27 protein-coding genes, 1 tRNA gene and 1 pseudogene are annotated in these 24053 nt (G+C 57.8%); 17 read left to right on the forward strand and 12 right to left on the reverse strand.

What is annotated here, in order from left to right:
• Positions 1-2706 (reverse strand): TnsB C-terminal domain-containing protein, encoded by a 2706-nt coding sequence (locus AC07VY_RS02280; protein WP_495096121.1) that lies wholly within the window; start codon positions 2704-2706, stop codon positions 1-3.
• Between the two features lie 421 nt (positions 2707-3127).
• Here AC07VY_RS02280 and AC07VY_RS02285 point away from each other — a divergent pair, with 421 nt between their 5' ends.
• On the forward strand, positions 3128-3961 hold the full coding sequence (locus AC07VY_RS02285; protein ID WP_495096122.1) for a hypothetical protein: 834 nt from the start codon (positions 3128-3130) through the stop codon (positions 3959-3961).
• A gap of 196 nt (positions 3962-4157) precedes the next feature.
• On the opposite strand, the gene AC07VY_RS02290 is transcribed toward AC07VY_RS02285, so the two are convergent.
• Entirely contained in the window at positions 4158-4454 is a 297-nt protein-coding gene (locus tag AC07VY_RS02290; protein WP_495096123.1) for a hypothetical protein, read from the reverse strand.
• A 224-nt stretch (positions 4455-4678) separates the two neighbouring features.
• Between AC07VY_RS02290 and AC07VY_RS02295 the strand changes: the two genes are divergently transcribed.
• Entirely contained in the window at positions 4679-4807 is a 129-nt protein-coding gene (locus AC07VY_RS02295) for a hypothetical protein (RefSeq protein WP_495096124.1), read from the forward strand.
• Positions 4808-4991: 184 nt separating this feature from the next.
• The gene (locus AC07VY_RS02300; RefSeq protein ID WP_495096125.1) at positions 4992-5861 is read left to right on the forward strand and encodes a hypothetical protein; all 870 of its coding nucleotides are present in this window, start codon (positions 4992-4994) and stop codon (positions 5859-5861) included.
• 91 nt (positions 5862-5952) lie between these two features.
• Here the strand turns inward: AC07VY_RS02300 and AC07VY_RS02305 are convergent, their stop codons facing one another.
• Positions 5953-6432 carry a zinc ribbon domain-containing protein gene (locus AC07VY_RS02305; RefSeq protein ID WP_495096126.1) on the reverse strand — a complete coding sequence of 160 codons (480 nt, stop codon included), beginning with the start codon at positions 6430-6432 and terminating at the stop codon, positions 5953-5955.
• A gap of 79 nt (positions 6433-6511) precedes the next feature.
• Here AC07VY_RS02305 and AC07VY_RS02310 point away from each other — a divergent pair, with 79 nt between their 5' ends.
• Positions 6512-6799 carry a helix-turn-helix domain-containing protein gene (locus AC07VY_RS02310; RefSeq protein WP_495096127.1) on the forward strand — a complete coding sequence of 96 codons (288 nt, stop codon included), beginning with the start codon at positions 6512-6514 and terminating at the stop codon, positions 6797-6799.
• Here the strand turns inward: AC07VY_RS02310 and AC07VY_RS02315 are convergent.
• Entirely contained in the window at positions 6771-7166 is a 396-nt protein-coding gene (locus tag AC07VY_RS02315; protein ID WP_495096128.1) for a hypothetical protein, read from the reverse strand. The two genes, AC07VY_RS02310 and AC07VY_RS02315, sit on opposite strands and share 29 nt — an antisense overlap.
• Before the next feature lie 67 nt (positions 7167-7233).
• On the reverse strand, positions 7234-7536 hold the full coding sequence (locus tag AC07VY_RS02320; RefSeq protein WP_495096417.1) for a hypothetical protein: 303 nt from the start codon (positions 7534-7536) through the stop codon (positions 7234-7236).
• Between AC07VY_RS02320 and AC07VY_RS02325 the strand changes: the two genes are divergently transcribed.
• The 5 genes and pseudogenes from AC07VY_RS02325 (at position 7441) to AC07VY_RS02345 (ending at position 11867) form a co-directional block, all read left to right on the forward strand.
• Positions 7441-7773: a GFA family protein gene (locus tag AC07VY_RS02325; RefSeq protein ID WP_495096404.1), complete on the forward strand. Its 333-nt coding sequence runs from the start codon at positions 7441-7443 to the stop codon at positions 7771-7773. The genes AC07VY_RS02320 and AC07VY_RS02325 overlap by 96 nt on opposite strands.
• A gap of 307 nt (positions 7774-8080) precedes the next feature.
• On the forward strand, positions 8081-9112 hold the full coding sequence (locus AC07VY_RS02330) for an extracellular catalytic domain type 2 short-chain-length polyhydroxyalkanoate depolymerase (RefSeq protein WP_495096129.1): 1032 nt from the start codon (positions 8081-8083) through the stop codon (positions 9110-9112).
• Between the two features lie 30 nt (positions 9113-9142).
• Positions 9143-9381 (forward strand): annotated as a pseudogene (locus tag AC07VY_RS02335) (methyl-accepting chemotaxis protein); the annotation flags it as partial.
• Between the two features lie 134 nt (positions 9382-9515).
• On the forward strand, positions 9516-11234 hold the full coding sequence (locus AC07VY_RS02340; RefSeq protein ID WP_495096130.1) for a methyl-accepting chemotaxis protein: 1719 nt from the start codon (positions 9516-9518) through the stop codon (positions 11232-11234).
• Positions 11235-11465: 231 nt separating this feature from the next.
• Positions 11466-11867, forward strand: a complete 402-nt coding sequence (locus AC07VY_RS02345; protein WP_495096131.1) for an ASCH domain-containing protein — start codon at positions 11466-11468, stop codon at positions 11865-11867.
• 71 nt (positions 11868-11938) lie between these two features.
• On the opposite strand, the gene AC07VY_RS02350 is transcribed toward AC07VY_RS02345, so the two are convergent.
• On the reverse strand, positions 11939-12511 hold the full coding sequence (locus AC07VY_RS02350) for a 2'-5' RNA ligase family protein (RefSeq protein WP_495096132.1): 573 nt from the start codon (positions 12509-12511) through the stop codon (positions 11939-11941).
• A gap of 944 nt (positions 12512-13455) precedes the next feature.
• On the opposite strand from AC07VY_RS02350, the gene AC07VY_RS02355 reads away from it, so the two are divergent.
• From AC07VY_RS02355 to AC07VY_RS02385, 7 genes are all read left to right on the forward strand, one after another.
• Positions 13456-14145: an NUDIX hydrolase gene (locus tag AC07VY_RS02355; RefSeq protein WP_495096133.1), complete on the forward strand. Its 690-nt coding sequence runs from the start codon at positions 13456-13458 to the stop codon at positions 14143-14145.
• Positions 14142-14981, forward strand: coding sequence for a TIGR02452 family protein (locus AC07VY_RS02360; RefSeq protein WP_495096134.1), 840 nt, complete (start codon positions 14142-14144; stop codon positions 14979-14981). Before AC07VY_RS02355 ends, AC07VY_RS02360 begins: the two co-directional genes overlap by 4 nt.
• Positions 14968-15411 (forward strand): riboflavin biosynthesis intermediates N-glycosidase, encoded by a 444-nt coding sequence (gene ybiA / locus AC07VY_RS02365; protein WP_495096135.1) that lies wholly within the window; start codon positions 14968-14970, stop codon positions 15409-15411. Before AC07VY_RS02360 ends, ybiA begins: the two co-directional genes overlap by 14 nt.
• Positions 15412-15426: 15 nt before the next feature.
• Positions 15427-15996 carry an RNA 2'-phosphotransferase gene (locus AC07VY_RS02370; protein WP_495096136.1) on the forward strand — a complete coding sequence of 190 codons (570 nt, stop codon included), beginning with the start codon at positions 15427-15429 and terminating at the stop codon, positions 15994-15996.
• A gap of 4 nt (positions 15997-16000) precedes the next feature.
• Positions 16001-16591, forward strand: coding sequence for a DUF4291 domain-containing protein (locus AC07VY_RS02375; RefSeq protein ID WP_495096137.1), 591 nt, complete (start codon positions 16001-16003; stop codon positions 16589-16591).
• Positions 16592-16779: 188 nt separating this feature from the next.
• Complete coding sequence (locus tag AC07VY_RS02380; protein WP_495096138.1) at positions 16780-17193, forward strand: hypothetical protein; 414 nt, start codon at positions 16780-16782, stop codon at positions 17191-17193.
• 328 nt (positions 17194-17521) lie between these two features.
• Positions 17522-18397 (forward strand): hypothetical protein, encoded by an 876-nt coding sequence (locus AC07VY_RS02385; RefSeq protein WP_495096139.1) that lies wholly within the window; start codon positions 17522-17524, stop codon positions 18395-18397.
• Positions 18398-18984: 587 nt separating this feature from the next.
• Here the strand turns inward: AC07VY_RS02385 and AC07VY_RS02390 are convergent.
• A tRNA-Arg gene (locus AC07VY_RS02390) sits at positions 18985-19060 on the reverse strand.
• Positions 19061-19192: 132 nt separating this feature from the next.
• Here AC07VY_RS02390 and AC07VY_RS02395 point away from each other — a divergent pair.
• Positions 19193-19774, forward strand: coding sequence for a c-type cytochrome (locus tag AC07VY_RS02395; RefSeq protein WP_495096140.1), 582 nt, complete (start codon positions 19193-19195; stop codon positions 19772-19774).
• 87 nt (positions 19775-19861) lie between these two features.
• Here AC07VY_RS02395 and AC07VY_RS02400 read toward each other — a convergent pair whose 3' ends face one another.
• The 5 genes from AC07VY_RS02400 to atpD form a co-directional block, all read right to left on the reverse strand.
• Complete coding sequence (locus tag AC07VY_RS02400; RefSeq protein ID WP_495096141.1) at positions 19862-20410, reverse strand: DUF2946 family protein; 549 nt, start codon at positions 20408-20410, stop codon at positions 19862-19864.
• Between the two features lie 20 nt (positions 20411-20430).
• Complete coding sequence (locus AC07VY_RS02405; RefSeq protein ID WP_495075807.1) at positions 20431-21429, reverse strand: YheT family hydrolase; 999 nt, start codon at positions 21427-21429, stop codon at positions 20431-20433.
• Between the two features lie 55 nt (positions 21430-21484).
• Positions 21485-21934, reverse strand: a complete 450-nt coding sequence (locus AC07VY_RS02410; RefSeq protein WP_495096142.1) for a YybH family protein — start codon at positions 21932-21934, stop codon at positions 21485-21487.
• A 169-nt stretch (positions 21935-22103) separates the two neighbouring features.
• Positions 22104-22520 (reverse strand): F0F1 ATP synthase subunit epsilon, encoded by a 417-nt coding sequence (locus AC07VY_RS02415; RefSeq protein WP_495075805.1) that lies wholly within the window; start codon positions 22518-22520, stop codon positions 22104-22106.
• 82 nt (positions 22521-22602) lie between these two features.
• On the reverse strand, positions 22603-24030 hold the full coding sequence (atpD, locus tag AC07VY_RS02420; RefSeq protein WP_495096143.1) for a F0F1 ATP synthase subunit beta: 1428 nt from the start codon (positions 24028-24030) through the stop codon (positions 22603-22605).
• Positions 24031-24053: the final 23 nt, after the last annotated feature.

Here is a 24053-nt window from a genome sequence, read left to right on the forward strand (position 1 = left end):
TCAGAAATCCTCAAGTACTTGCTGTGTGATGTTTGCGAACGAGAAAGTAGCGGTATGGACAGAGCCCTCGGGCGGAGACACGCTCTCGGTGGGAGCATCCCCATCTGAGCCGTGTAGGGCTGCTGCGATCAATCCCACGTTTTGGTCTGCATTGCGCAGCTCACGGTCACGGGCCTGCTGCACCGCAATCGCCATGACGGCTTCCTGTTCTCGCATACCGACGAGGTAGTTGCCCAGGGCGGCCGCACGGTCTTTTTCACGGATGCCCGTACGGCTGTTCATGCAGTCGATTTCCTGGGAGATCGCTGCGATCTCTTTCTCTGAACGCCCTACAAGTTCTCCCGCGTACATGCTGTACGCCTCGATCCATCCGCTGCGGCCCATGGCATATGCGCGGGACAAATCGTACGGGTCGTACCGCACCGCCAGCTCCTGGCCCGCGAACCCAATCAACTTGTCAGAAAAGTAGTCGATCCGGTTCGCCTTGAAGGAGCCGTCTGGCTGGATCTTCGAGGTGCCCTTATCCGTCGTCGGCATGGTGGCGATCAGGAACTCGCGGTTGTAGCTGATCAGCATATGGCTACGCGCACCCGCCTGCAGACGACTTATTTCTTGTGCCTGGCTCGGACTGACACCTAGCGCAGGATGCTCAACCACGTGGTAGACGGTATTCAGAAAGCTCTCGAATGCCTCACGAAACGCCCGCAGATTCCAGACCGCCAATTTGCGCGGATCATGGGTAGGAGACATACGCCGCGGCGACTGCAGCGCTTTGTTGTTGCCGCGCAGTACATGGACAAATGCGGAATTGCTCAGGCCAAAGAACCGTTCCACAATGCTTCCGAAGCGCGGATGGCTGGCTGGGCGCATACGCTTGTGGATACCCAGGTAGGCGAGCAATTGTTCAAAGTAAATGCCTTTGAACTCACTGCCTTGGTCTACCACGATGGTGCGAGGAATGCGCCCGTGGCGTCGCACGCAGTCCCGGATCACCAGCATGCAGGAGCGGTAACTGGGTGCATTGAACATGATCACCCAGGCCAGAATCAACCGGGTAACGGCATCGATCATCACGGTCAGCCAGGCCTTGCCCATGTTGGTCCCTGTCGCTTCGCTCACGAATTGCAGATCCATTTCGGTATGGTCGATGTGCACCACATCAAACTCCCGCGTACCGTGTCGAGGCGTTTCCCGCTCCAGGCTGATATAGGGCAACTCCAGGTCGTAGCCAGCTTTTTCTCCTTCGCGTGCCTTTTTGCGCGCCTCTGGCGTGCTTATCTTTTTGATCTCCGCATAAAAGGACTTCTTGCAGGGCCCCGCCACTCCCGCTTCCTTGCACCGTACAGTGACGATAGAAAAGCTGCTGAACTTTCCTGGCGCCGATTTAGCCAGCACTTCGGTCTCTATCACCTCGTGCATGATCTCAACCGCCTTGGGATCGAACCTGCGACTGCGATTGCCCCGCAACCGCACGTTGGGTAGCAAGCCGATGAATTCGTTACCGTATTTGGCGTAGCCTTCATGGGCCATGGCCTTCCATTTGCGGATGGCCCGATCCGATGCCTTGTGCGCCGGTTCGTCTGGAGGGCACAGTTCCGGGTGGAGGCAGTAGTACCGGTGCATGGCGGATCGCATGTCTTCGCTACTGGCAACCCGGAGGCACTCCGCCGCCTGTTCAGCCCGAGGATCTGCAGCCTTGGCCTGGCCGAGGATCAACCCATCGCGGACCATCTGTTCGAAGCTCTCCAGCGACAGGGTTTGCACAGTGCCCTCAGCCCTGCGCAGATATACCTCCGCCTTCCCCACGTTGATGATTTCCGCGGCGCTGCCATCCCACGTAATAGCGGATCCTGGAGCCAGAGATACCAGGCTCATACGATTCTGCGGGGATTCCAATAGCGGCGGTAGCCATAGGCCGCTTGAATCCATCAACGCCTTCGTACGAAAGACCCGTACCCGGTGCGGCTCCCGCATCAAGGAGAAGGCACTGAGATCCAGGTGCAACTGCTCGTCCACCACCATCTTGTATATGGCATCAACACCGAGCCCGACCTCGTTGGCGATCAGATCGCGCAGCCAACACCAACCGGCATCGCCCATCAACTGCTGGGCCTGCAAGATCTGCTCACCACTCGCTCGGGGGCAATCCGCGCGGTAGTAGTCGGACAGGTCTGCAATGTTCTGCGTGACGATCGGGTCGGACTCCAATGAGGATCGGACAGCAAACCCTAGTCCCACACTCTTGGCATAGGTCTCTGCCGACGGGCAACGCCAGGTGCCGTTCTGGTCCCGTACATACTGCGGGTCGGGCGCTTGGGCGTGCTCTACAAGCCAGCCTTCTGCCTTGCACTCCACCCAGCCTACAAAGTCATCCGCCAAGACAAAGAAGTCCGGGGTGTAGCTGGTTGCTCGGGTCCGGCCATCTCCCCGGTCATGGATTTTCTTGATACGCGGTGGCTGGTCATAAAACTCGTGGGTTGTGCGGTCATGGTCCCACTCATAGATGGCAGCCAACTCCGTTGCCCGGGCCTCGGCTTTGATCACGCAGCCCATCTTGCGGCTGGCGTAGTGGGTCACCACGTTGTGCGTACCACTGCGGACCACGCGGGATGGCTGGCTGCGACGGACCTCCTGCACCGTGGCTCTGGCAAACTCACCCAGTTGGTGCTTTTGGCATAGATCTACTAACTCTTGTTCGGTCAGCATTTCAAACTCCTGGAAATGCCCATCCGGTCAGCGCAAGCAACTCACAAAACGACAGACAAAGCTTCTCCCCGCCCCACTTGACGCGGGGAGTTGAAACCATATACTTTGGGTACGAAAACGCGAAGCACTGGTTGCTTTGGACTCAAGCCCGGATCCTGGCAGATCCGGGCTTTTTTATTTCTTCTGTACGTCTGGGCTCGTTTGGGCTGTCCTTCCTGGCGTTGGTTTAAGCCTGCGCTCTTGTGCGCAAACACCGCGGCACATGCCTTGGTTAGTTCAAGCTACTCCGCAAGCACCGATAGTCAAGGCGACCGAAACCCCAATTGCAGTTAAATATGATTAAATTGCAATCAGGATGAACACCCCCAAGAAGCCCACACGAGGACGCCCCCAAACGCCCCTGTTAGAACGATTGCGCGTCATGACCTGGAGCCTGTATGTCATGGAGAGGTGTGGCTCCACAAGATCGGACCTCGTAGAGGAGCGCCTCAACCAATCCGGGCTGGGATTGACCAAGGGCCAGTGGTCCAGGTATGTGCGCGGCGACGTCATACCCCAGGGGGCAAAAACTGCCGCAAGCGCATCCCTGGTTCGGCGGATCGATGCCGTTGTGCCAAATTCCGCCTATGTTTTCAACCACCCGGTCTGGCTACTGCTGGACTTTGACTACCTGCTTGGGCCGTACGAATTACGGGATATCTATAGAGGACTGGGGGACGACATATGGGCTCTGATACTGCCTGATGAGCAGAAATCCAGCATTACAAAAAGTCCTGATCAACGCAACGAATTCTGGCTCCCACAATTCGATGCCCCGGGTCGATTTGACCGATTCAAAGATATCGAATGCCTGGATGGTGTTGCCATCAGTCTGATTGAAGTTCGCCTGGCATACCTAGGACAGGCCCCTCGCGAATTCGTAGCCTGGACGATGAATGCGATACGACTACTGGGAAAAATCGCCGCTGAGGAAACGCGTATTGACCGTGCAAAAGCCAGAACCTTGACATTGCTTGCAGGGGTGATATGTATCTTGCATGCCTTGGTGATGGTCCGGTATCTGCCGGATTTTCCTGAGCCGCTCAAGAATTTGCGAGAAGGCGTATGGGCGGAGTCGGAAGAGCTGATTGAGGCATACGTAGAGCACATTCAAAAGCACCCCCCGAAAGCGCAACGCATACTTCATACGTGGATCAACGAAGTCATCGAGAACTCTGGCCTTCCCTTTTCGTTTCTGATTGACGGTTGGGAGTGAGATAGACCCTAGTGCCAACACGGATGCAGTTGCCCCCGCTTAGGTCAAACACATATTGACCGTGCACGTCAGCCGTGTCGTCGAATATGTCGAATATATATAGCGGTTCTCCTGCTAGCTCCACAAGTTCCCGCCGACGGCAGCCGCCGGTTTGTAGGCGGTGGAGCTAGTTTGGGCGGATGGTCATAGGTGGGGCTTATGTTGTGGATCGGCGGGCCCGCTGGCGGATACGTCCAGTTTTAAGCATGCTCAAGGGGCTAATGGTGGCCATGGGGGCAACATTGCGCAGCCAGTCTTCTCGCCCCAGGGCCCGCACTACGACAATGACCGTGCGCAGGGTGGAGCCAGTCCCGTACTCCAAATTCTTCAGGGCACTGACGCTGCAGCCCGCACGCATGGCTAAGGTAGCCCGATCGATGTTCTGCGTCAGACGCAGCGACTTGAGCTGCTCTCTCAGGTCCGCTTCGAATTCTTCTATGGTGTTATTTGTCATTTACAAGAGCTTCAAATAAAGCCATTACTGACGAAAGCAGCACATCATGGCTTTATTTATAGCCATTATTGGGAATGGTGCACCACTATTGTCACGACCAGCATTTAGTGTGCAACTGTGCCGGGAATCGACAACCGACATGACAGTTACGTAGAACTTCAACGTCACCCGCCGAGCACGCTGCCCAGCAGTCTGCGGCGCTCCCGTGCATCCGACCTGGGCGCATGCGACGCATGCTTGGCCGCGCCGCCGTAAATATCTCCGAGGCCAAGCTACGCGCTGCCTTCTCCACCAAGGCGGTAGAGACCAGGATAGATTTACCGAGTGAATCTTTGACGCGCTTCAAGGAGTGATGCCGCGGGCAGCAACGCTACTGTGTATTCCGACCAATAATGCCAGTTACGTCACCCCAGAGAAGCCACCGACGCGGGCGTCGGACTCGCCAGTTGTTCTGGACCTCGCCCGCTTCAAAGGATTCACTCGATCTGATTTTTAACGGATGCCATGGAAGTCCGCAATGAAAGATGGAGGTTTGATATGAATGCACCAACCCCGCCGACCAATTTCCAGTCTTGGCTTGACTACGCCGTCGCCACCATGGACGCGCGAGGCGCAAGCTTGCAGCACATCTTTGATGAGGGCGACTCGCCATCACCATCCCAAGACGATATCCGGGCTGCAGTCCAGGAAGAGCTTGACCACCTCAGGAAAAAGGCCGACATGCCATGGGTCGGTATGCTGGAGAACTGGCAGATGGCACTTTCAAAGAGACTGGGCCGCTCTGTCGAAGACATTCTTGAATACAACCTGCTGGCGGCAGATTTTTCAGATGACAGTGTCCGTGTCCAATTCAAGGATGGCTCCGATCTGACATTTCAGCGGGCGTTTTACGTGGGTGCAACACCCGCTGAGGGAGGCATTTATCGCATCGCGGTATTTACCGAGCATTGCGGGTCCCACGAGTTCTGGATCGGCCCAGGGGACCGGATTTCGGTAACCTCCACATCTGACGCTGAATACACGCCCTCGGATGAAGACGTGGCATGGGATTCCATGGTGCCAGTCGGCGGTGAATTGGGAAGCCCTGACTTCGACAGGCTGATGGACGAAGACGCGAAGAAGTTTGCGTCAGACTTGGCCCGCTGGATCCAGCTCAGCAGCGCCGCCCATGGGGCGCTGCAACTGGAGGAGGACGAGATATCAGACGCACGCAATGTTCAGCAGGCATTGCATGAACTTGGGCAAGACGTCACGGTCGACGTCGCCGCTGCGGTGTGGAAGCAATACTCACAATCCTTGATGGCAAGCTGGATGTCAGGCGCGGAAACGGTTCAGTCTGCCGCCAGAACCCTGTATCTACATTGCCCCAGAGATCCGTCGGACCATGACCCCTTGGGCGGCGGCTGACCAGCCGCGTACATCGTAAGAGCAGCCCGCCTGGACGCTGGTATGGGGAGTCGTCGTATTTCCATACCCGACACATAACGGGTATTACACGCTACAGCACCCGGTTCACCGTCAGCTGCATCAGCAGCAGAAACATCCGCAGCGGCCAGGCCACGAACATCAACACCTTCTGGGCCACCACATTCGACAAGGTGTTGTACATCGGGTGGAAGTCAGAAATACGACGCATCACCCAACTGGTCATCACGAATCCCGTGGCCATATAGCCGTAGCCAAAGGCATTGGTCCAGCCAAACTTGAAGCACACCGCCAGGAAACCCACGGCACCCAGATAGACCAGCCAGGCCACACCCAGTCCCATGGACGGCCGCTCATCGGTAAGGTCCGTGCCGTCGTGCTGCCCAGGAGCCAGCGCCATTGAACTCTGCTGGCCACCGGCCTGGGAATTCTGGGAATTCCGGGCGTTGCCGACCACGTCGTAGCCGCAGCTGCCACAGAAGCGTGCAGCCTGGGCCAGGGACGTTCCACACTGTCCGCAGTAACCAAGCCCGCCCTTAGAAACCTGTTCCATGATTCCTCCCCTTTATGGCTGTCTCAAATGTATGAATTAGTGTGTGTATGAATAAGTATACAAAGTTGACAGTGCGGGGGTGTCCAGCAAACCCATCGATCCCCGCAAAGCACTCGGATTGCGCATCAAGCAGTTGCGCGCAGAGCATCAGCTGACGCAGGAGGATCTGGCGGACCGGTGCGGTTTGTTCCGAACCTATATGAGTCGGATCGAGTCCGGCTTGGCGAATCCCACGCTGACGGTGCTGCACACCCTGGCGGCGGGACTGGAAATACCCATCGTGGAGTTACTGGCCATGCCTGCGGCCAAGCCAGTCGCCAAGGTGCGTTCGGCCCAACCTATTTCCCGGGGACGGGTGGCACGCTAGCCGTAGATGCCGAGGCTGGAAACTTCCAGCCCAGCCGGTCTGCCACTTGTTGCATGATCCACTGGCACTGGGGAACCGTACACCAGTGCTTATGGATAAGACCTTGCAGCACCCGTTGCAAAGTGTCCTCGTCTGAGGTGCCAAGTTCTTCCTTCTTGCGCTGGCAGTAGGGAAGCATCTGCAGGACCAGATCCTCACACATCTCAAACACCTCTAGGACGGCCGAAGGATTGGTGCCGGACGCGTAGTACCGGCCATCCTCTTCCACCAGATTCAGCTTGGGCTGGACGCCGGCCACAGCGGAGGTGACTTCTTCTATGGGGAAGTCTTGCGGAATGCCAGGATAGTTGCTCCGATCAAGTGGCATGGTCGAGCCTCTGGTGACGCTGTTGGTGCTTCAGGATATCTGGGGTGTTCGTTTATTTCAAGGAGCGTTAGGGAGCCATGGAGGCCCGCGGCCAGATGCTGCCGCGCACAAAACCATCACGCGTGGTCACATCGCGTGCCTGATATGCGAGGACGATATGCTTGAGTCTTCCTGTTTCACCATGCCACCCAATATGGTCCACGCCCAAACCCAGTTTTACGGCAGTTGCCTTTGCCACGGTGTGAAATACGAAGTCCGCTCCGAAATTCAGGCGGTGTCCCATTGCTACTGCGGCATGTGCCAAAAAGCCCACGGTGCCGCTTTTGGTTCTTATGGCCGTGTCCCAGTCCAGGATTTCGCGGTGGTGCAAGGTCAAGACCTTGTGCGCAGCTACAGTTCTTCACCAGGGGTCACCCGGACATTTTGTGCGTCATGCGGCTCGCCGCTGACCTGGCACAACGCACAAGGTGAACTCAGTACCTGGGTAGCGGTGGCGCTGGGTACCTTGGACACACCTTTTTCTCCTACAACGCATAGATTGCTGCACGTCGAATCCGCGGCGTTGTGGAGCACAGGCCATGACGGTTTGCCCCGCGGTGAAGATTGAACGGGCAGCGCATAGCCTTGCTATCTTTTTCCTTCCTCAAACTTGGGGGCAAAAATGAATGCTTGTGCCAGATACGACCGCAGCCGTAGGCCGGTATTCTTAGCCCGAACTTCGGCTGGTTTTCCAAGAAAAATCATCGGGTCCGGGGCGTAAAGCCTCACGTTTGGAAAGATCACTCGCTTGGACAAATGCACTTAACCACGGCATTTCCAAGCACCGTGCGCGCAACACACCACGGATTGACACCTCCCCTCGGATGAACAGAATGCTGCAGTGCAACATGTTCAACCTTTGAGGGAGATCTGCTATGTACCGTACCCGCATGCAACGATGGTCCGCCGGCTTTGCGCTGGCTCTGAGCAACTTGGCAATGCCAGCGGTTCACGCCGCAGAGGCCTTACCCGCGCTCCATGCGGACCCCACGCGAACCTCGGTGTCTGGCCTGTCTTCGGGGGCCTTCATGACGGTCCAGTACGGCGTTGCGTTCTCGTCGAGCGTGGTCGGCTTGGGCGTCATTGCCGGGGGACCCTACAACTGCGCCTACGTCAACCTCGGCGGCATCGCAAGCTGTATGTCAGGAACACCCACTGGCAGCCTGTCGTGGACGGCTGCCCAAGGGTTTGCATCGCTGGGCCAAATCGATCCGGCCGCAGGTATTGGCAAATTCAAGGTCTATGTGTTTGGTGGCACCAAGGACGAGGTGGTGTATCCGCCGGTTGTGGCGGCCACCCGGGATTTCTTCCAAGCAGCAGGCGTAACACCCAAGAACCTCGCCTATGTCAGCAAGATGCCTGCAGGCCATGCCTTTATCGCACCATCGTTTGGCAACGACTGCGGCACCAACGGCGCTCCTTACATCGATCACTGTCCCAGCAAGATCAAAGGCCAAGCCTATGACCAACCCAAAGAGATCTTGCAGCACATCTATGGCCCCTTAAAACCACCGGCAGAAACCTTGTCCTCCACCGTTCAGCCATTCGACCAGAGTGCCTTCGCAGGTAGCGGAACCAGCATGGACTCAGCGGGCTTTGTCTACATCCCCAAAACCTGTACTGCGGACGCGAGCGGATGCGCTGTGCACGTCGTGTTCCACGGGTGCAAGCAAGGGGCGCAAAGCGTAGGCAGTGATGTCTACGGATCGGTCGGCTACAACCGCTGGGCCGATACCAATCGGGTGATCGTGCTGTATCCGCAGGCGGTGACCAGCCAGGTGTCTCCCAGTAATCCTGAAGGCTGCTGGGATTGGTGGGGCTACACCGGTCTGAACTTCCAGGTGCGCAGTGGGGTGCAGTTGGCGGCGGTCAAGTCGATGGTGGATCGACTGACGGGAGTGAAATGAACCAGGACCGATACCAGCTTCGTCGCCCAAGTCGGCCGCACCATGACCGAGGTGGTTTCCTCCATCCTCCGGGGCGCGGACATCATCGGCGAAGTCAGTGCCCCAGCACTGAACAATGCCAGGGCGTGGCACAAGTGGGCACAGCCATCACCCAGATGGACCAGGTCACACAGCAAAACGCCACCCTGGTCGAAGATAGTGCCGCCGCCGGTAGCCTGGGTTTTCAGGCACAGCAATTGCTGCAGTCGGTGGCCGCTTTCAAGCTGGGTACCAGCAGCTAGCGTTAGTGTGGTCTTGCGATTTTCGTTGACCGAGACTCACAGTCCTACATCAGCAGAAATGGAATGCAATGACGCAGTTCTTGAATCGACTCTCCATCATATCCAAGCTAGGTTTACTGACCGTGATCAGTATTCTGGGGCTAGTCGCGGTATCCACCTATCTGGTGCGGGACCAGTACTACCAAAGTCGCCAGGAGCGTGAAAACCTGGTGCGCCATACCGTAGAGACCGCTTCCGGCACGTTGGCATGGGCGTATCAATTGGAGACCTCCGGAAAAATGCCGCGTGACCAGGCGCAGGCCATGGCCAAGCAGGCCATAGCGCAGATGCGTTACGGCCAAAACGCGTATTTCTTTCTCTACGACATGCAGGCCAATATGGTCATGAATCCGATCAAACCGGAACTCGACGGCAAGAGCGGCAGCGAAATCCGCGACCCCAATGGAGTTTTGATACTCGTGGAATCTGTGAAAAAAGTGCGTGAGCAAGGGGCAGGATTTTTGGAGTATCAATGGCCCAAGCCTGGCAAAGATGTGCCGGTCGGAAAGATTTCTTACGTCAAAGGCTTCGAGCCCTGGGGATGGGTGATTGGCTCAGGCTTGTACGTGGACGATCTGAGGGATGAGTTCATGGCGAGGGCCATGAATCTGGGAATCGTGGTATTGCTTGCAGGGCTCATCATTGGCTGGATCGCTTGGGTGATCTCCCGCTCCATTGACCGTGGCATTGGGAATGCGGTGAAAGTGGTGAATGCCATGTCGGGAGGCGATCTGACAGTTGCGATTCAACCCCAAGGCAAAGACGAAGTGGCGGGTCTCTTGCGCGCGATGGCCACCATGCAAACCAGCCTTGCAGCTGTCGTCACGGCTGTGCGCCAAGGTTCCGAATCTGTCTCCACCGCCAGCGCCGAAATCGCGCATGGCAATGAAGACTTGTCTGCCCGTACCGAGCAGCAGGCCAGCGCCCTGGAAGAAACCGCGGCCTCGATGGAGCAACTCAGTTCCACCGTCAAACACAACGCGGACAACGCACGGCAGGCCAATCAACTGGCGCTGAATGCCAGCACGGTGGCTGTCAAAGGTGGTGATGCTGTCGCCCAGGTGGTGCACACCATGAAAGAGATCAACGACTCTTCGCGCAAGATCTCTGACATCATCAGTGTGATCGACGGTATTGCCTTCCAGACCAATATCCTGGCGCTGAATGCTGCGGTGGAAGCAGCCCGTGCGGGCGAGCAGGGACGTGGCTTCGCGGTGGTGGCATCGGAAGTGCGCAGCTTGGCCGGCCGCTCCGCCCAAGCGGCCAAAGAAATCAAGGAACTCATAGGCGCCAGTGTGGCGCGTGTTGAGCAGGGCACGGTGCTGGTGGACCAGGCGGGTGTCACCATGGCCGAGGTGGTGGGGTCTATCAAACAAGTCACGGACCTCATGGGTGAAATCAGCGCAGCCAGTTCTGAGCAGAGTACCGGTGTGTCACAGGTTGGCGAAGCGGTGGTTCAGATGGACCAGGCCACGCAGCAGAATGCGGCGCTGGTGGAGCAAATGGCGGCGGCGGCTGGCAGCCTGAAGACCCAGGCGGAGGAGCTGGTCAGCACGGTAGCGGTGTTCAAGCTGCCCGCTGGCGTCAAGAGCGGGCACAGTACCCGGGCAGGTGCACCTACTCAAGGGATGGCGCAAACAGCATCGCCTCTCAAGCGAGCGCTACCTCGCCCCGTGCAACAGGCAGTTGCCGGTGCCCGCAGCTCGGCGACGAAGTCCACGACGGCAGCTCCACCCCATGCGCCCAAAGCTTTACCACGCACCTCCGCGGGACAAAGCGAGGGCGAGTGGGGCAGCTTCTGATGCCGGCGCAAAACCCTGAAGAAGAGAGAGCGGACAATGAAAAGGCCACGCTATTGGCTCTGGCGCAGACCTTGAACGAAATGCGCCCCTTTCGAGGGCCGCTTCAGGCTAGTTGCGGCCGTTGGCAGGTGCTTGGCGAATAGGTACTATCGGCCAATTGCGGACGGTCGCCAATGTCGATTCCCGACACGTCGCTGGGAGTGCGACAGGCTATGCTTGTACTGTTGAGCTTTGCGCTCGTTTGAACTCAAAACCTTGCTTGCACTTTCAATCGTCACGCCCAGTGGGAGAAACATCGCAGACGGTCGTAAGACGCTCGAAGTGAGGTCCTGGCGTCCCGAGGGCCTGCCGCTGACGGACTTGCTGATCGTTGAAAACGGGCGCTTTCTTTCTGAACAGGGCGATTCGGATGATGACGGACGACTGGTAGCCGTCGTCGATATCGCCGAAATTCATCCCTGGCTGCCGACCGAGGTTGAAGCTGCATGCGCCAGCGCTTGGGCCCCTGGCTACTGGGCTTGGCGCATCAGCAATGTTCGACCCATTTCACGCGCGGTGAAGGTCATTGCCGCGCGCAAGCTGTACGACGTGCCCCTTGACCGCAGCGACCTGGCCCAGCTGATCGCGCAGTAGCTGCAACCGGCCAAATGCGGCCCCTCAAGGTCGGATTTCTGCGTCCAACGGACGATAGCCTTTTGCTGGGCTTATTGATCGCCTACCCCATATTCCTGCCGCACCTGCCAAGGTCCCGTACCCTCCTGCTCAATCAAAGCGATGGATCGAAAGGTGGCCGTGAGACAGGTCAGCGCAAGGGTCATCTCTGGCAGGTTGTAGGTGACGCCGGCAGCATGGCGTGGGTGCAGCAGCGTAAGGTGTGCGCCATGAACGCTGGCCGACGCCCCCAGAACCGATTGCCGCAGCTGGTGATAGGGCGCGCCCCCATGGATTGGACGCAAGAGGACACAGCCATCGGGTAGCACCTGTGGCCCACCGAATTGCAGGGTGAGGGAAAACGCACCAAGGCTTTCAAGTCGCTGGCCTATGGCGTCCCAATACGTCAATTCGTCATCTCGGCAAAGTGTGACGTGAGCGGGAATGAGGGCATACTGCCGGGGGTCCAGCTTTTGCCTGATCGGCTCAACGATGGCGCGCTGCTCAGACGGTAGGAATAATGTGAGTTGGCGTCTCATAAGCGGCGGTATTGTTACGTAAAAATGGAGCATCTCCAGTCTTGCAATTTGCGGAAAGGGCAAGCTGTCAGCAGTTGAGAGTTTCAATAGAGGTTGTCTTACCTAGGATATTGCATGCCATCCAAAGACCGTGGTCCACGAGCTGGGCCAAAGGTCCGCGTTGGGTCGGAATCGTCAGTAGAGGTGACGGGAAAGCGGTCGCTGGAGTAGCACATGTGGAATTGCGGAAGCGCTGTGACCGCAGTACCCAAGACAGCCGTCGTTGGCGGTCCCTTGGCTGCCGAACGCAACAGCCGCTTACTGGCACACAGCGTGAGTGCGCTTGGTCGTGTCCATCGTCAGCATCCGCTGCATCGCCGACTTCGTAGAAGACCGTTTCAGGCTGTCTGCGGACGATCAGCCTCGATAGTTCAATGGCTGCACTTTCCGAGACCGGTCACCAGAAGCACAAAAGAACTGACGACCGCTACACCTTCCAGACCGGTCGTACGTACGCCACAGACAGATCTTCAGTCCTGGATGATTCCTACCACCTGCGATCACCGACAGCACGGCTTATCCTTCCTTCAGGATTACCGCGATTTGGCTCTCGATGAGCTGGCTCTTCCTCATCGGCCTCTCCTTTGGGGCTCGGGCCGCATTCTCCAGTTCCGAGTTGTCTACTGCGAGGGTGAGCTCAGGGATGCAGCAACGAATGGCGCTTGACAACCGGCGTGTAGCAAGAGTTGGAATGGGCGAAGTCAGTGCATCAGCGCTCCAGCCATCGGCCTCACTTCCCGACCGCAATAGCCTTGAATCGAGAGATCTTGCCAAAGGCCAGAACGCAGGGGTTCTGCGTTGCGACGGGATAGCGGCTCACAACGAAGTGCTTGACCGCGGTCAGGCCAACTCCCCCAACAGCATTTGCTCGCGGGCGTGCTCCTTCTCCAGAGCCTTCTTGTATGTCTGACTCCTGGCGCCGCCAGTCTGCCAGTTGAAATGGTTTTTTAGACCGTTTGACTTAGTGTTATTATTACACATATACTTAAAGTATGAAATACACATACAAGTACGCCAGACCAGCCTTAACCGTCGATTGCGTCATCTTCGGCTTTGATGGAGAGCGGATGCAGTTGCTATTCATCAAACGTGCGCTCGCTCCCTTCCAGGGGACTTGGGCGTTACCGGGTGGTTTTGTCCAAGTGGATGAGTCGGTGGATAACGCGGCGCAGCGTGAACTGCAGGAAGAGACGGGAATTGCAGACGTCTTTCTGGAGCAGCTCTACACTTTCGGGCAACTAGGGAGAGATCCTCGTGAACGGGTGGTGAGCGTCGCCTACTTTGCACTGGTCAATCGTTTTTCCCACACGCTACAGGCGGCTACGGACGCGGCTGATGCCCAGTGGTTTGCGATGCAAGATTTGCCCGTGTTGGCTTTTGACCATGCGCAAATCGTAGAAGTAGCTTTGGCGCGCTTGCGCGGCAAGTTGCGCTATGAACCGATTGGATTCGAGCTGCTGCCCAAGAAATTTCGTCTGTCGCAGCTGCAGTCACTGTATGAAGCAGTGTTAGGGCAGACATTGGACAAACGGAATTTCCGCAAAAAGGTCCTGAGCTACGACTTGCTGATTCCGCTGGAGGAAACGCAGCGCGACGGCGCCCACAGGCCTGCGCAACTTTTCCGGTTTGATACGAAACGCTACCAACAACTAAAAAAGAAAGGCTTCAGCTTCGAATTATGAATAGAGAACAAAGAGTCAAAACCGCCGAAGAAACGCTGGTCGTCCTGGAGAAAGGCAGCTATCAGAATGCCGCGGCTCAAATGGTTGAGATCGGCAGCTTGGTTGAGAAGGCGAAAAGCGCCACCAAGACCTACGCGTTGAGCGATATGCAGACCGCAAACCTGCAGCGGTTCGCCGAACCCGTCACCCTGACGGTCGCGAACGAAACCTGTGGCGCCGCGCTTCACCGTTTGACGGTTGAGGGTCATCAGCGCATCGGGCTATTGAACTTTGCGTCAGCCAAGAACCCTGGCGGTGGCTTTCTGAACGGTGCACAGGCACAGGAAGAAGCCTTGGCGCGGTCGAGTGGACTCTACCCGTGCTTGCTGACTCAAATGGCGGCGTTTTATGAACTGAATAGGACCAACAGGTCATCGCTCTATCTGGATGCGGCGATTTGCTCCCCCGACGTCCCGTTCTTCAGGAATGACGCGGGTGCCTACTTACCGCGGCCCAATCTGGCCACCGTTGTAACGGCTCCTGCTCCCAATGCGGGAGCTGTGGCCAGCAACCAGCCGGAGGATTTGTCACTGGTACTGCCAACTCTGACCAGACGCGCAGCAATGGTCCTGCACATACTCGCACTGTCAGGCGTTGAAACAGTGATCTTGGGCGCCTGGGGGTGCGGGGTATTTCGGAATGATCCGCGCCAAGTGGCGCAGACGTTTGCAGAGTTGTTGCAACCGGGCGGCCCATACAGCTTTGCCTTCAAGTCCGTGACGTTTTCCATTGCAGGCTTGAAAGATGACACGAACATCAATGCATTTAGAGAAAAATTTGAAAATGGAAACGATTAATTTTTACAGAACCAAGGACACCTACGGAGATTTTTCTAACTTTGCGTCATTCCCCATTGAGATCGACGGCGTGCGCTGGCCTACTAGCGAGCACTACTTTCAAGGACAGAAGTTCGTGGGACAACCCTTTGCGGAAGAGATCCGCAGTGAGAGTTCTCCCATGAAAGCGGCTCAAATGGCGCGCCAGCAGCCTGGGCTTCGCGCCGACTGGCTCGAGGTAAGGGATGACGTGATGCGCACCGCACTGCATGCAAAGTTCACCCAGCACCGCTCGCTTCACGCCTTGCTATTGGGAACGGGCACCGCTGTACTGGTTGAACAAACCAAGAACGACAGCTACTGGGCTGATGGTGGAGACGGAACGGGCAAAAACCGTCTTGGTGTCTTGCTGATGGAGTTGCGATCGCAGCTCGCCTCGACGGAAGAGTAGATTAAAGGATATGGGATGAAAGAAGAAGAAATAACTCAGCTCAGCAAGTTTCTGAGCTACGTACTGCGACACAAGCCGGAAAGTATTGGCATAACCCTGGACCCCGAGGGTTGGGCCAGTGTCGCTTCAATCATTGCCGGCGCGGCAAAGAGCGGGCGGGCAGTGGTACGCGACATGGTCGAACGCGTGGTTGCCACTAATGACAAGAAGCGCTTCGCCTTTTCGCCTGATGGGCAGTACATCCGTGCGGTACAAGGTCATTCAACCACTGAAGTGACCATTAGCTTTGAGGAGCAAGTGCCGCCCGCGCATTTGTATCACGGTACTGCCACACGTTTCTTGCCATCGATTCGTGAGAAGGGCCTTGTAGCCGGCAACCGGCACCATGTGCATCTGTCCGCCGATGTGCAGGTTGCCGTCAGCGTCGGCATTCGCCATGGGAAGCCCGCGGTTCTTACCGTCGATGCAGCTGCCATGCATGCGCAGGGGTACAAGTTTCATCTTTCTGAGAATGGGGTTTGGTTGACGGCAGTCGTTCCGTCTGCATTTCTCACCGAGCCGCCAAACTATGGCGAGGCAATCTAAAGTCATGGACGTAGTGAACAATTCGATCACCCCTCTGGCACCACCTCTTAGGCAGATTCGCGGTCTGTATGACGAATCCACCATCCGGGTTTATCAAGCGTACTCTGAAGGCATTGCGGACAGCGCTCTTGAGGGAGAAAGATTTGTCTCTCCACCCTTCAAGATGGAGCGTATGACATGGATAAAGCCGTCCTTCCTGTGGATGATGTACCGAGCGGGCTGGGGATTCAAGGATTCTGGTCAGAGCCGCATCCTGGCAATTGACATAAGCCGGGAAGGTTTCGAGTGGGCTTTGGCACATGCCTGCGCGAGCCATCCGCCGGAATCGATGACTCCACAAGAGTGGGCGGAACTGAAGGCGAATTCACCGGTTCGTGTTCAGTGGGATCCAGAGCGGGACCTGCACCACCATCCCTTGTCGCACCGCGCCATCCAGATCGGACTCAGCGGTGAGGCCGTTAGACGGTACGTAAGTGATTGGACCCAACGGATTACGGACGTGACACCGTTGGCACATGCGATCCATACACAAGTCCAATGCGGCAACCTTACCCAAGCGCAATCCATGCTTCCGGTTGAGCGGCCATATTCATGAAAAGGTCGCTGCACAAATACGCTCACCACCCCGGTGATAGCCATTGAAGCATTGGAACGAGCACTAGTTTGTTCGATGCTGGGTACAGCCGTATCCTCGACCGCATCAGAGAAGACTCGCTTTAGGCCCGGTTCGTAGAGCGCTACGAATACACCGAGACGGTTTCGGACCCTTACGGGAAGGAACTGATGTTCGACCGGCTTGAGTTTCGGCAGACAGCCTTCCGCGCCAGGCCTGTATTGCCCGGCCTGGAACTCCTCGACCCACCCAGGTCAACACAGAGCTTGGTCAGCGGGCTTCTGGAGGCCTCCAACTTCGAACTGGCCGTCTCGCCCATCGAGGTCAACGTCTTGGCATGGGCAGACGCATTGCAGCGGGCGCTTGGAGCGGAGGCCGTGATTGACTCACTCCAAGTAGCGGCGCTCATGGTTGCCGATGGCATCAAGGCCAAGGTCATGTTCAAAGGCGAAACGGACGTTCGGATTGCCTGCAAAGAGATGGTCCAGGGGCGCAAGCACGTCCTTGAGAAGTTCCAGCTGCGCGTAACCGTTGGAGGCACCCGACCCACCGTTGTGCTTACCAACGGAGCGCGCAAAGGTTGACGGAATTGACGTCCCTGTCCAGCTAGTTGGGCACCTTAGGGCTTCGCTTCCTATGCCGCCTCTCGCATAGCACAAACAAGGCTCCGCGGTCGGCAGTGCCTTTCAAACCACTCATTGGGAGTGCGCTATCGCCGGTGGCCGTATGACTGCTTGGTGGCAGAGAGCGTGAACTCAGGGCGCCAGGACGGACGACCGCAAACGCTGCCAATCCGACATTCCCTACCGATCGCACTCGTAAATAAGGCTACTTGGGCAAGCTAGACAAAAAAGTTTCTTCGTTGCATGCTCTCCATGCGACCAACGGGTTGCATAGAAATTGGAGGACTAGATGAACGCACCTTCCACTCTCGCTCCCGTCTTCTCTGGTGGACCCCGAGCAGGCGTGCGAGCCGAACTAGATCAGCTTGAGCGCTCTCTAGCCGACCTGTTGAGCCGGCTCAAGCCCGGACGGCGCAGTTCGGCTGCGGTTCACGAGGAGATACATCGCCTGGTACTCACAAATTCCGTGTGCATGGCGCTGCCGCCGCAAGTGTCGCAACCAGCGATAGAGGAGATGGTCCAACAGGTGGGCAGGAGTCACGTCATCGACGAGGCCCTGCAGAAGAGCACGCAGGCGTATGCCAATGCCCTGGGTAAGGTCGGTTTTGCCCCGCCCGTGCTGAAACTTCTCCAATCTTGGATGGAGATGACAGTTGACGCACGCATGCTACAGCGGCAGATTGAACTCAAGCGCGCGATCGACAACATTCAGCACAACCTCGCGCCCATCGCTCCCGCCTCTTCAACGGTCGACCCGATCGAACCCTTATCGGCGTACGAACTCGGCCGGGCATTGGGCGGCCTTAGTGACGAAACCGTGCGGCAACGCGAACGGGCCGGCGAACTCTTCTCAGTCTTGCGGCCAGGACGAAAGCGCGGGCGTGAATACCCGGCATTCCAGGCCTGGCCAGGCTTGGCAGGGGAGCCACTGACCAAGGTACTGACGGCCCTGGGTCCATCCAGCGGGACCGTTGCCTACGGCTTTTTTACCTCCCCCAGCGACCTCCTGGGGGGTCTTACACCCATCGAGGCCATTCTCGGTCGACTGACTACGCCGCGAGATGTGGACGTGGAAGCAAAGGAGTTTCTTGCAACTGCAGTGGAAGAACGGTTGCAGTCGGTCGTAAAGGTCGCTGAAGCGCGCGCTGCCGTGCAAGCCGCATGATCGGAGCCGCTGTGTCATGTAGTGGTCACGATCTAGATTGGAGCTACTAACCCTAACGCCGAGACGCTAGTGAGACGGCTCCGCCACCCGGGCTGCAACTGGGATCCACTAGTGAAGACTCGTCGGAATCTTCGCGTCGCCCCTCCGGTTGACCACAGGGGCGAGTTCGCTGTGCTCTACACCGAAAGTGTGCTGCCGACCGTTGCCGTCGAATGTGATGTGCTAAGAGCTGGCGTTTTCGGTGCGAGCACCGAGTTTGGCGATCTGTAACGTGGGCGGCCGGCAGTGCGTAAATGAACATCCAATGGCGTCGTGTGCACTTGTAGAGCGAGCGCAGATACCATGGAAGCATATCCGTGCCGTGGGTCACCATAAGTGGGCCGCCTGCTCATACCCTATGCCGTCAAATATGATGGTTTTTCTCATTCCAACGCTGCGAATAGCACGTTGAATACCTAAAAACCAGTCAATTCAACCGCGGGCCGAAGGAAGGATAAGTGTTCCGCCCCAAAAAAGAAGCATATGCGTTCCGAAGCGGAACAGATATGGTTCCAGTGACACAGAACGTCAGCGAGGGGAATATTCATTGGTGCGGCTGGCGGGGATCGAACCCACGACCCTTGGCTTCGGAGGCCAATACTCTATCCACTGAGCTACAGCCGCAACGCAGGCGATTGTAGCCGCTGCGTACGAGGCCTTGCACAGATACCCGGACGCCGCGCGAGACAAGGCCGGGTGAGGGGTGACGGGTATACTCGCGCGTTGAACAAAGCCCCCGATTTTTTTGAGGACATCATGAGCGCCAATTCCCACGATCATGCGGCCGAAGAAGCCCACACCGGCCCCATCAAAAACCCCAAGCAATTGCTGGTGGCGGTCTTCTTCTCGTTCGTTGTGCCTATTTTTGCCATCATTGGCCTGGTGTACTTCGTAGTGTCCGCCGCCAAACCTGCGGGTACCAATAACGAGGAGTCCATGACCCTGGGTGGCGTGACCGAGCAATCGCAAAACATCGCGGTCGCACAGCGCATCCAGAAGGTGGGCGCGGTCGAAATTCGCGACGCCAACCGCGAACTCAAATCGGGTGAAGAAGTGTTCAAGGCACAGTGCACCACCTGCCACAGCGCAGGCGTTGCTGGGGCCCCCAAATTCGGCGATGCCACCGCCTGGGGTCCGCGCATTGCCACCGGTTTTGAATCGTTGCTGCATTCCGCGCTGACCGGCAAGGGCGCCATGGGCGCGCAGGGCGGCGGCGACTTTGAAGATACCGAAGTGGCCCGTGCCGTGGTGTATATGGCGAATGCAGGCGGCGCCAAGTTCCCAATTCCCCAGAAACCTGCGGCTGCGGCATCCGAACCAGCAGAAGCTGCGAAGTAAGCCGGTTCTGGCACATCCGATAGGCCGGTATAGCCGGCCTTTTTATTATCAAAATAGCTGCCAGCGCAGGATTACCTGCGCTGGCAGCTATTTTTTATGTAGCGCCTGAGGACTCAGAACATACCCAAAGCGGGCCGGCAGTTCTTGCGTCTCAAACGGCTGTGGCACCCACAGCCCCTGCTCCACCGCTTCAGCAGCAAACCCCATGTCCAGGCTGTGCACCAGACCGAAACCGATATCGGTCTCCAGATAAACACGCCCCTCGCCGTCGAGCACGCAACGCTGCACACGGGCCGCCTTGCCGGTGTGGGCAAACACCGAGAAGTCTGGGTGCACCCGCCATACCAGCGGCGCCACTTCCAGCTCCACATACACACGCTGCGGGCCATTCTGGAAAAACCACTGCCCGGCCGCATCAGCCTCGTAGTTGCGTTGAATGAAGTCGATCAGCTTGGTATGTTGCAAGCGGCTGCCTTTGCTGAGCGCATTGCCACCAGCAGATGCCGCAAACGGTCCCGCCGCCTGGGCCGCGTCGTCACGCATGTACCAGCTGCCGCGGGCATCCAGGCCCAGCCAGCCGTAGCAGTCGGGCACGTTCGGCCATTTAGCGATGGCCTGTCTGACAATGTCGTCCATGGCTTCAATCGCTCCCCGGCTCAGGCCTGGCTGGCCTGCAACAACCATCCACCCACGGCATCCGGCAGGCTGCGCACATGGCCCGGAATCGGCCCTTGCGGAAAACCGACATGGCCGCCGTGCGCTGGCTGCCAAAGGGTGACGTGATCGCCCACTGCGTCCTGGTGAGGCAAGCTCCATACCGGGACAAAAGGGTCGTTCATGGCATTAACCACCAGGGCAGGAATCTGGATGCGTGCCAGGTGCGGCTTGGCCGATGCGCGGGCCCAGTAATCTTCCGTGCTGCTGAAACCATGCAACGGGGCTGTGAACACGTTGTCGAACTCATAGAGGTCACGGGCCGCCAGCATCGCTTCGCGGTCAAATAGGCCCGGGTGCTGGTCCAGCTTTTGCAGGGCCTTGGGCTTCATGCTGCGCAGAAACATGCGGGTGTATACCTGCCGATTCAGCCCCCGGCCTATGGCCCAGCCTGCAGCCGCGAGATCCAGCGGCGCGCAGACCGAAGCCACCGCACGCACGATGCGGCCGGCGCGCTCGCCCATTTCCTCGGCCCAGCGTAGCAAAGCATTACCGCCAAGCGACACGCCGACCGCAATAATCTCGCCCTGGTGGCGTGCCTTGAGGCGCTTCAAGACCCAGCCGATCTCCTCGTAGTCGCCCGAGTGGTAGGCGCGAGGCGCCAGGTTCAGCTCGCCGCTACAGCCCCGAAAGTGCGGTACTGCATAGCCCATGCCGTGGGCTCGCGCGTAGTCGCCAAAAGCCTCGGAATAGTGACTGGAGGACGAACCTTCCAGACCATGGAACAGCACCAGCAAGGGGCGCACATCCTCGCTGAGCGCGGGATCGGCCACCATGGCCGGTGGGTCACAGAAATCGACATCCATGAAGTCCAGGTCGGGAGTGATCCAGCGTTCGCGCCTGAAGCGCAAAGACGGCCCAAACACCCGACGTGAATACAGCGCCGGCCAAATGGTCTGCGCGTGTCCACTGGGCAACCACCAGGGCGCTGCATAATTCATAGCACACCTCGCAGGTGAAATGTGCGGCAGAAGCCTAAAAGCTTTACGGGACGCATCAGTGCAGTACCTGGGGTGCGCCACTGCTTTCCTGCATCTCCAATCCAGTGCCGGGGCTGGCATGGTGGGCCACCATGCGCCAGCCCTGGGCCGTCTTGTGATAAACATTGGTGGCAATGGCAAAGGCTTGGCGCGGTCCGTCGGCTGTCATGACGTCAATACTCTCGACGACGTTGTGCATGGCACTGCCCAGTGATTCAACCTTGCGCACCTGTAGAGGCGTGGCGCGAATACTGCTCTGCGCAAACATGGCCTCGAAGGTCGTACGCACAGCCGCCACACCCACCACACGCAGTCCGCCTGGATGCACGCAGATCACATCGTCCTCGTCGGCCCAGCAGGCCATGAGCTTGTCGATGTCGCCGTTTTGCAAGGCCTCGTAAAAAGCAGCTTCCGTATCGTCAGCACTGCCACCTATGGTGGCGGCGTGCAGCTTGGCTTTGGACATAAAACGCACCCGCGTGGAACAAGCTGTGATTTTGCCCTGCTTTACGCGACCTGCGCGCATCGTCGCAACCAGCGCAAAACATGGATCGGTGGCCGGAGGATATTCTGGCCGACGCGCACAAAAAAGCCGCTCGAAAGCGGCTTTGTGAAGATCGTCGTCCTTTTGAGGATCAACGCTTTTGACGAAACTTGCGCAGAGCAGAAATCTGGGCCGCCATGATGGCCAGCTCGGATTGCGCCTTGGCGATATCCAGTTCACCCTTAGCATTGCGCAGCGCGTCTTCAGCTGCGGCCTTGGCCGTGTTGGCTTTTTCTTCGTCCAGATCCTTGCCGCGAATGGCGGTGTCGGAGAGCACGGTCACACAGTTGGGTTGCACTTCCAAAATGCCACCGGCCACGAAAATGAACTCTTCTGTGCCGTCAGCCTTTTCGATGCGAACCGAACCGGGCTTGATCCGGGTGATCAGCGGAGTGTGACGTGGGTAAATGCCCAGCTCGCCAGACTCACCTGGCAAAGCCACAAACTTGGCTTCGCCGGAGAAGATGGAGGCTTCGGCACTGACAACGTCCACATGAATGGTCGACATACGTTTCCTTTGGGGTCAGCGTGTTGAAGGGAAAAGGCAAGACGCTGGCAGAGCCACAACGGCACTGCCCACGCCCAAAACATTAAACCTTCTTGGCCTTTTCAATGGCTTCATCGATTGTGCCCACCATGTAGAACGCTTGTTCTGGCATGTGGTCGCATTCGCCGCTGACAATCATCTTGAAACCACGGATGGTTTCCGACAATGGTACGTACTTGCCGGGCGAACCGGTAAACACTTCGGCCACGTGGAAAGGCTGGCTCAGGAAACGCTGGATCTTGCGGGCGCGGGCCACAGCCAGCTTGTCCTCAGGAGCCAAGTCGTCCATACCCATGATGGCGATGATGTCGCGCAGTTCGCGGTAGCGCTGCAGCGTACCTTGCACAGCACGGGCCGTGTTGTAGTGGTCTTCACCGACGACCAGCGGGTCCAGCTGGCGGCTGGTCGAGTCGAGTGGATCAACCGCAGGGTAGATACCCAGCGAAGCGATGTCACGGCTCAACACCACGGTGGAGTCCAAGTGGGCGAAAGTCGTTGCAGGCGATGGATCGGTCAAGTCATCCGCCGGCACGTATACGGCCTGGATGGAGGTGATCGAACCAACCTTGGTCGAGGTAATACGCTCTTGCAGACGGCCCATTTCCTCGGCCAGGGTAGGCTGGTAGCCCACGGCGGAAGGCATACGGCCCAGCAGTGCGGACACCTCGGTACCGGCCAAGGTGTAGCGATAGATGTTGTCCACGAAGAACAGCACGTCGCGGCCTTCATCACGGAAGGATTCCGCAATGGTCAGACCGGTCAAAGCCACGCGCAGACGGTTACCTGGGGGTTCGTTCATCTGACCGTAGACCATGGCCACTTTGGACTCAGGCAGGTTTTCCAGATTCACCACGCCGGAGTCGGCCATCTCGTGGTAGAAGTCGTTCCCTTCACGGGTACGCTCACCCACACCAGCAAACACGGACAAGCCGCTGTGTGCCTTGGCGATGTTGTTGATCAGCTCCATCATGTTCACGGTTTTGCCCACACCGGCACCACCGAACAGACCGACCTTACCGCCCTTGGCGAACGGGCAGATCAAGTCAATCACCTTGATACCGGTTTCCAGCAGTTCTTGCGAGGGGCTGAGTTCGTCGTAGGCCGGGGCCTTGCGGTGGATGGTGGCGGTCAGTTCCTGGCCGACAGGACCACGTTCGTCGATGGGCGAGCCCAGCACGTCCATGATGCGGCCCAGGGTGGCCTTGCCCACGGGAACCGTAATGCCAGCGCCGGTGTTGTAGACCATCAGACCGCGGCGCAGGCCGTCGGAAGAACCCAGCGCAATGGTACGAACGATGCCGTCACCCAATTGCTGCTGCACTTCCAGGGTCAGCGCGGAGCCTTCCATTTTCAGTGCGTCGTAAATGCGGGGCATGTGGCTGCGTGGGAATTCCACGTCCACCACGGCGCCAATACACTGGACAATTTTTCCCTGAACGCGGGCGTTCACTTCTGCATTTTCTTGAGCCATGTTTGCTCCAATAAATTGAATCT

This window comes from Rhodoferax sp. GW821-FHT02C08 (assembly GCF_059421805.1).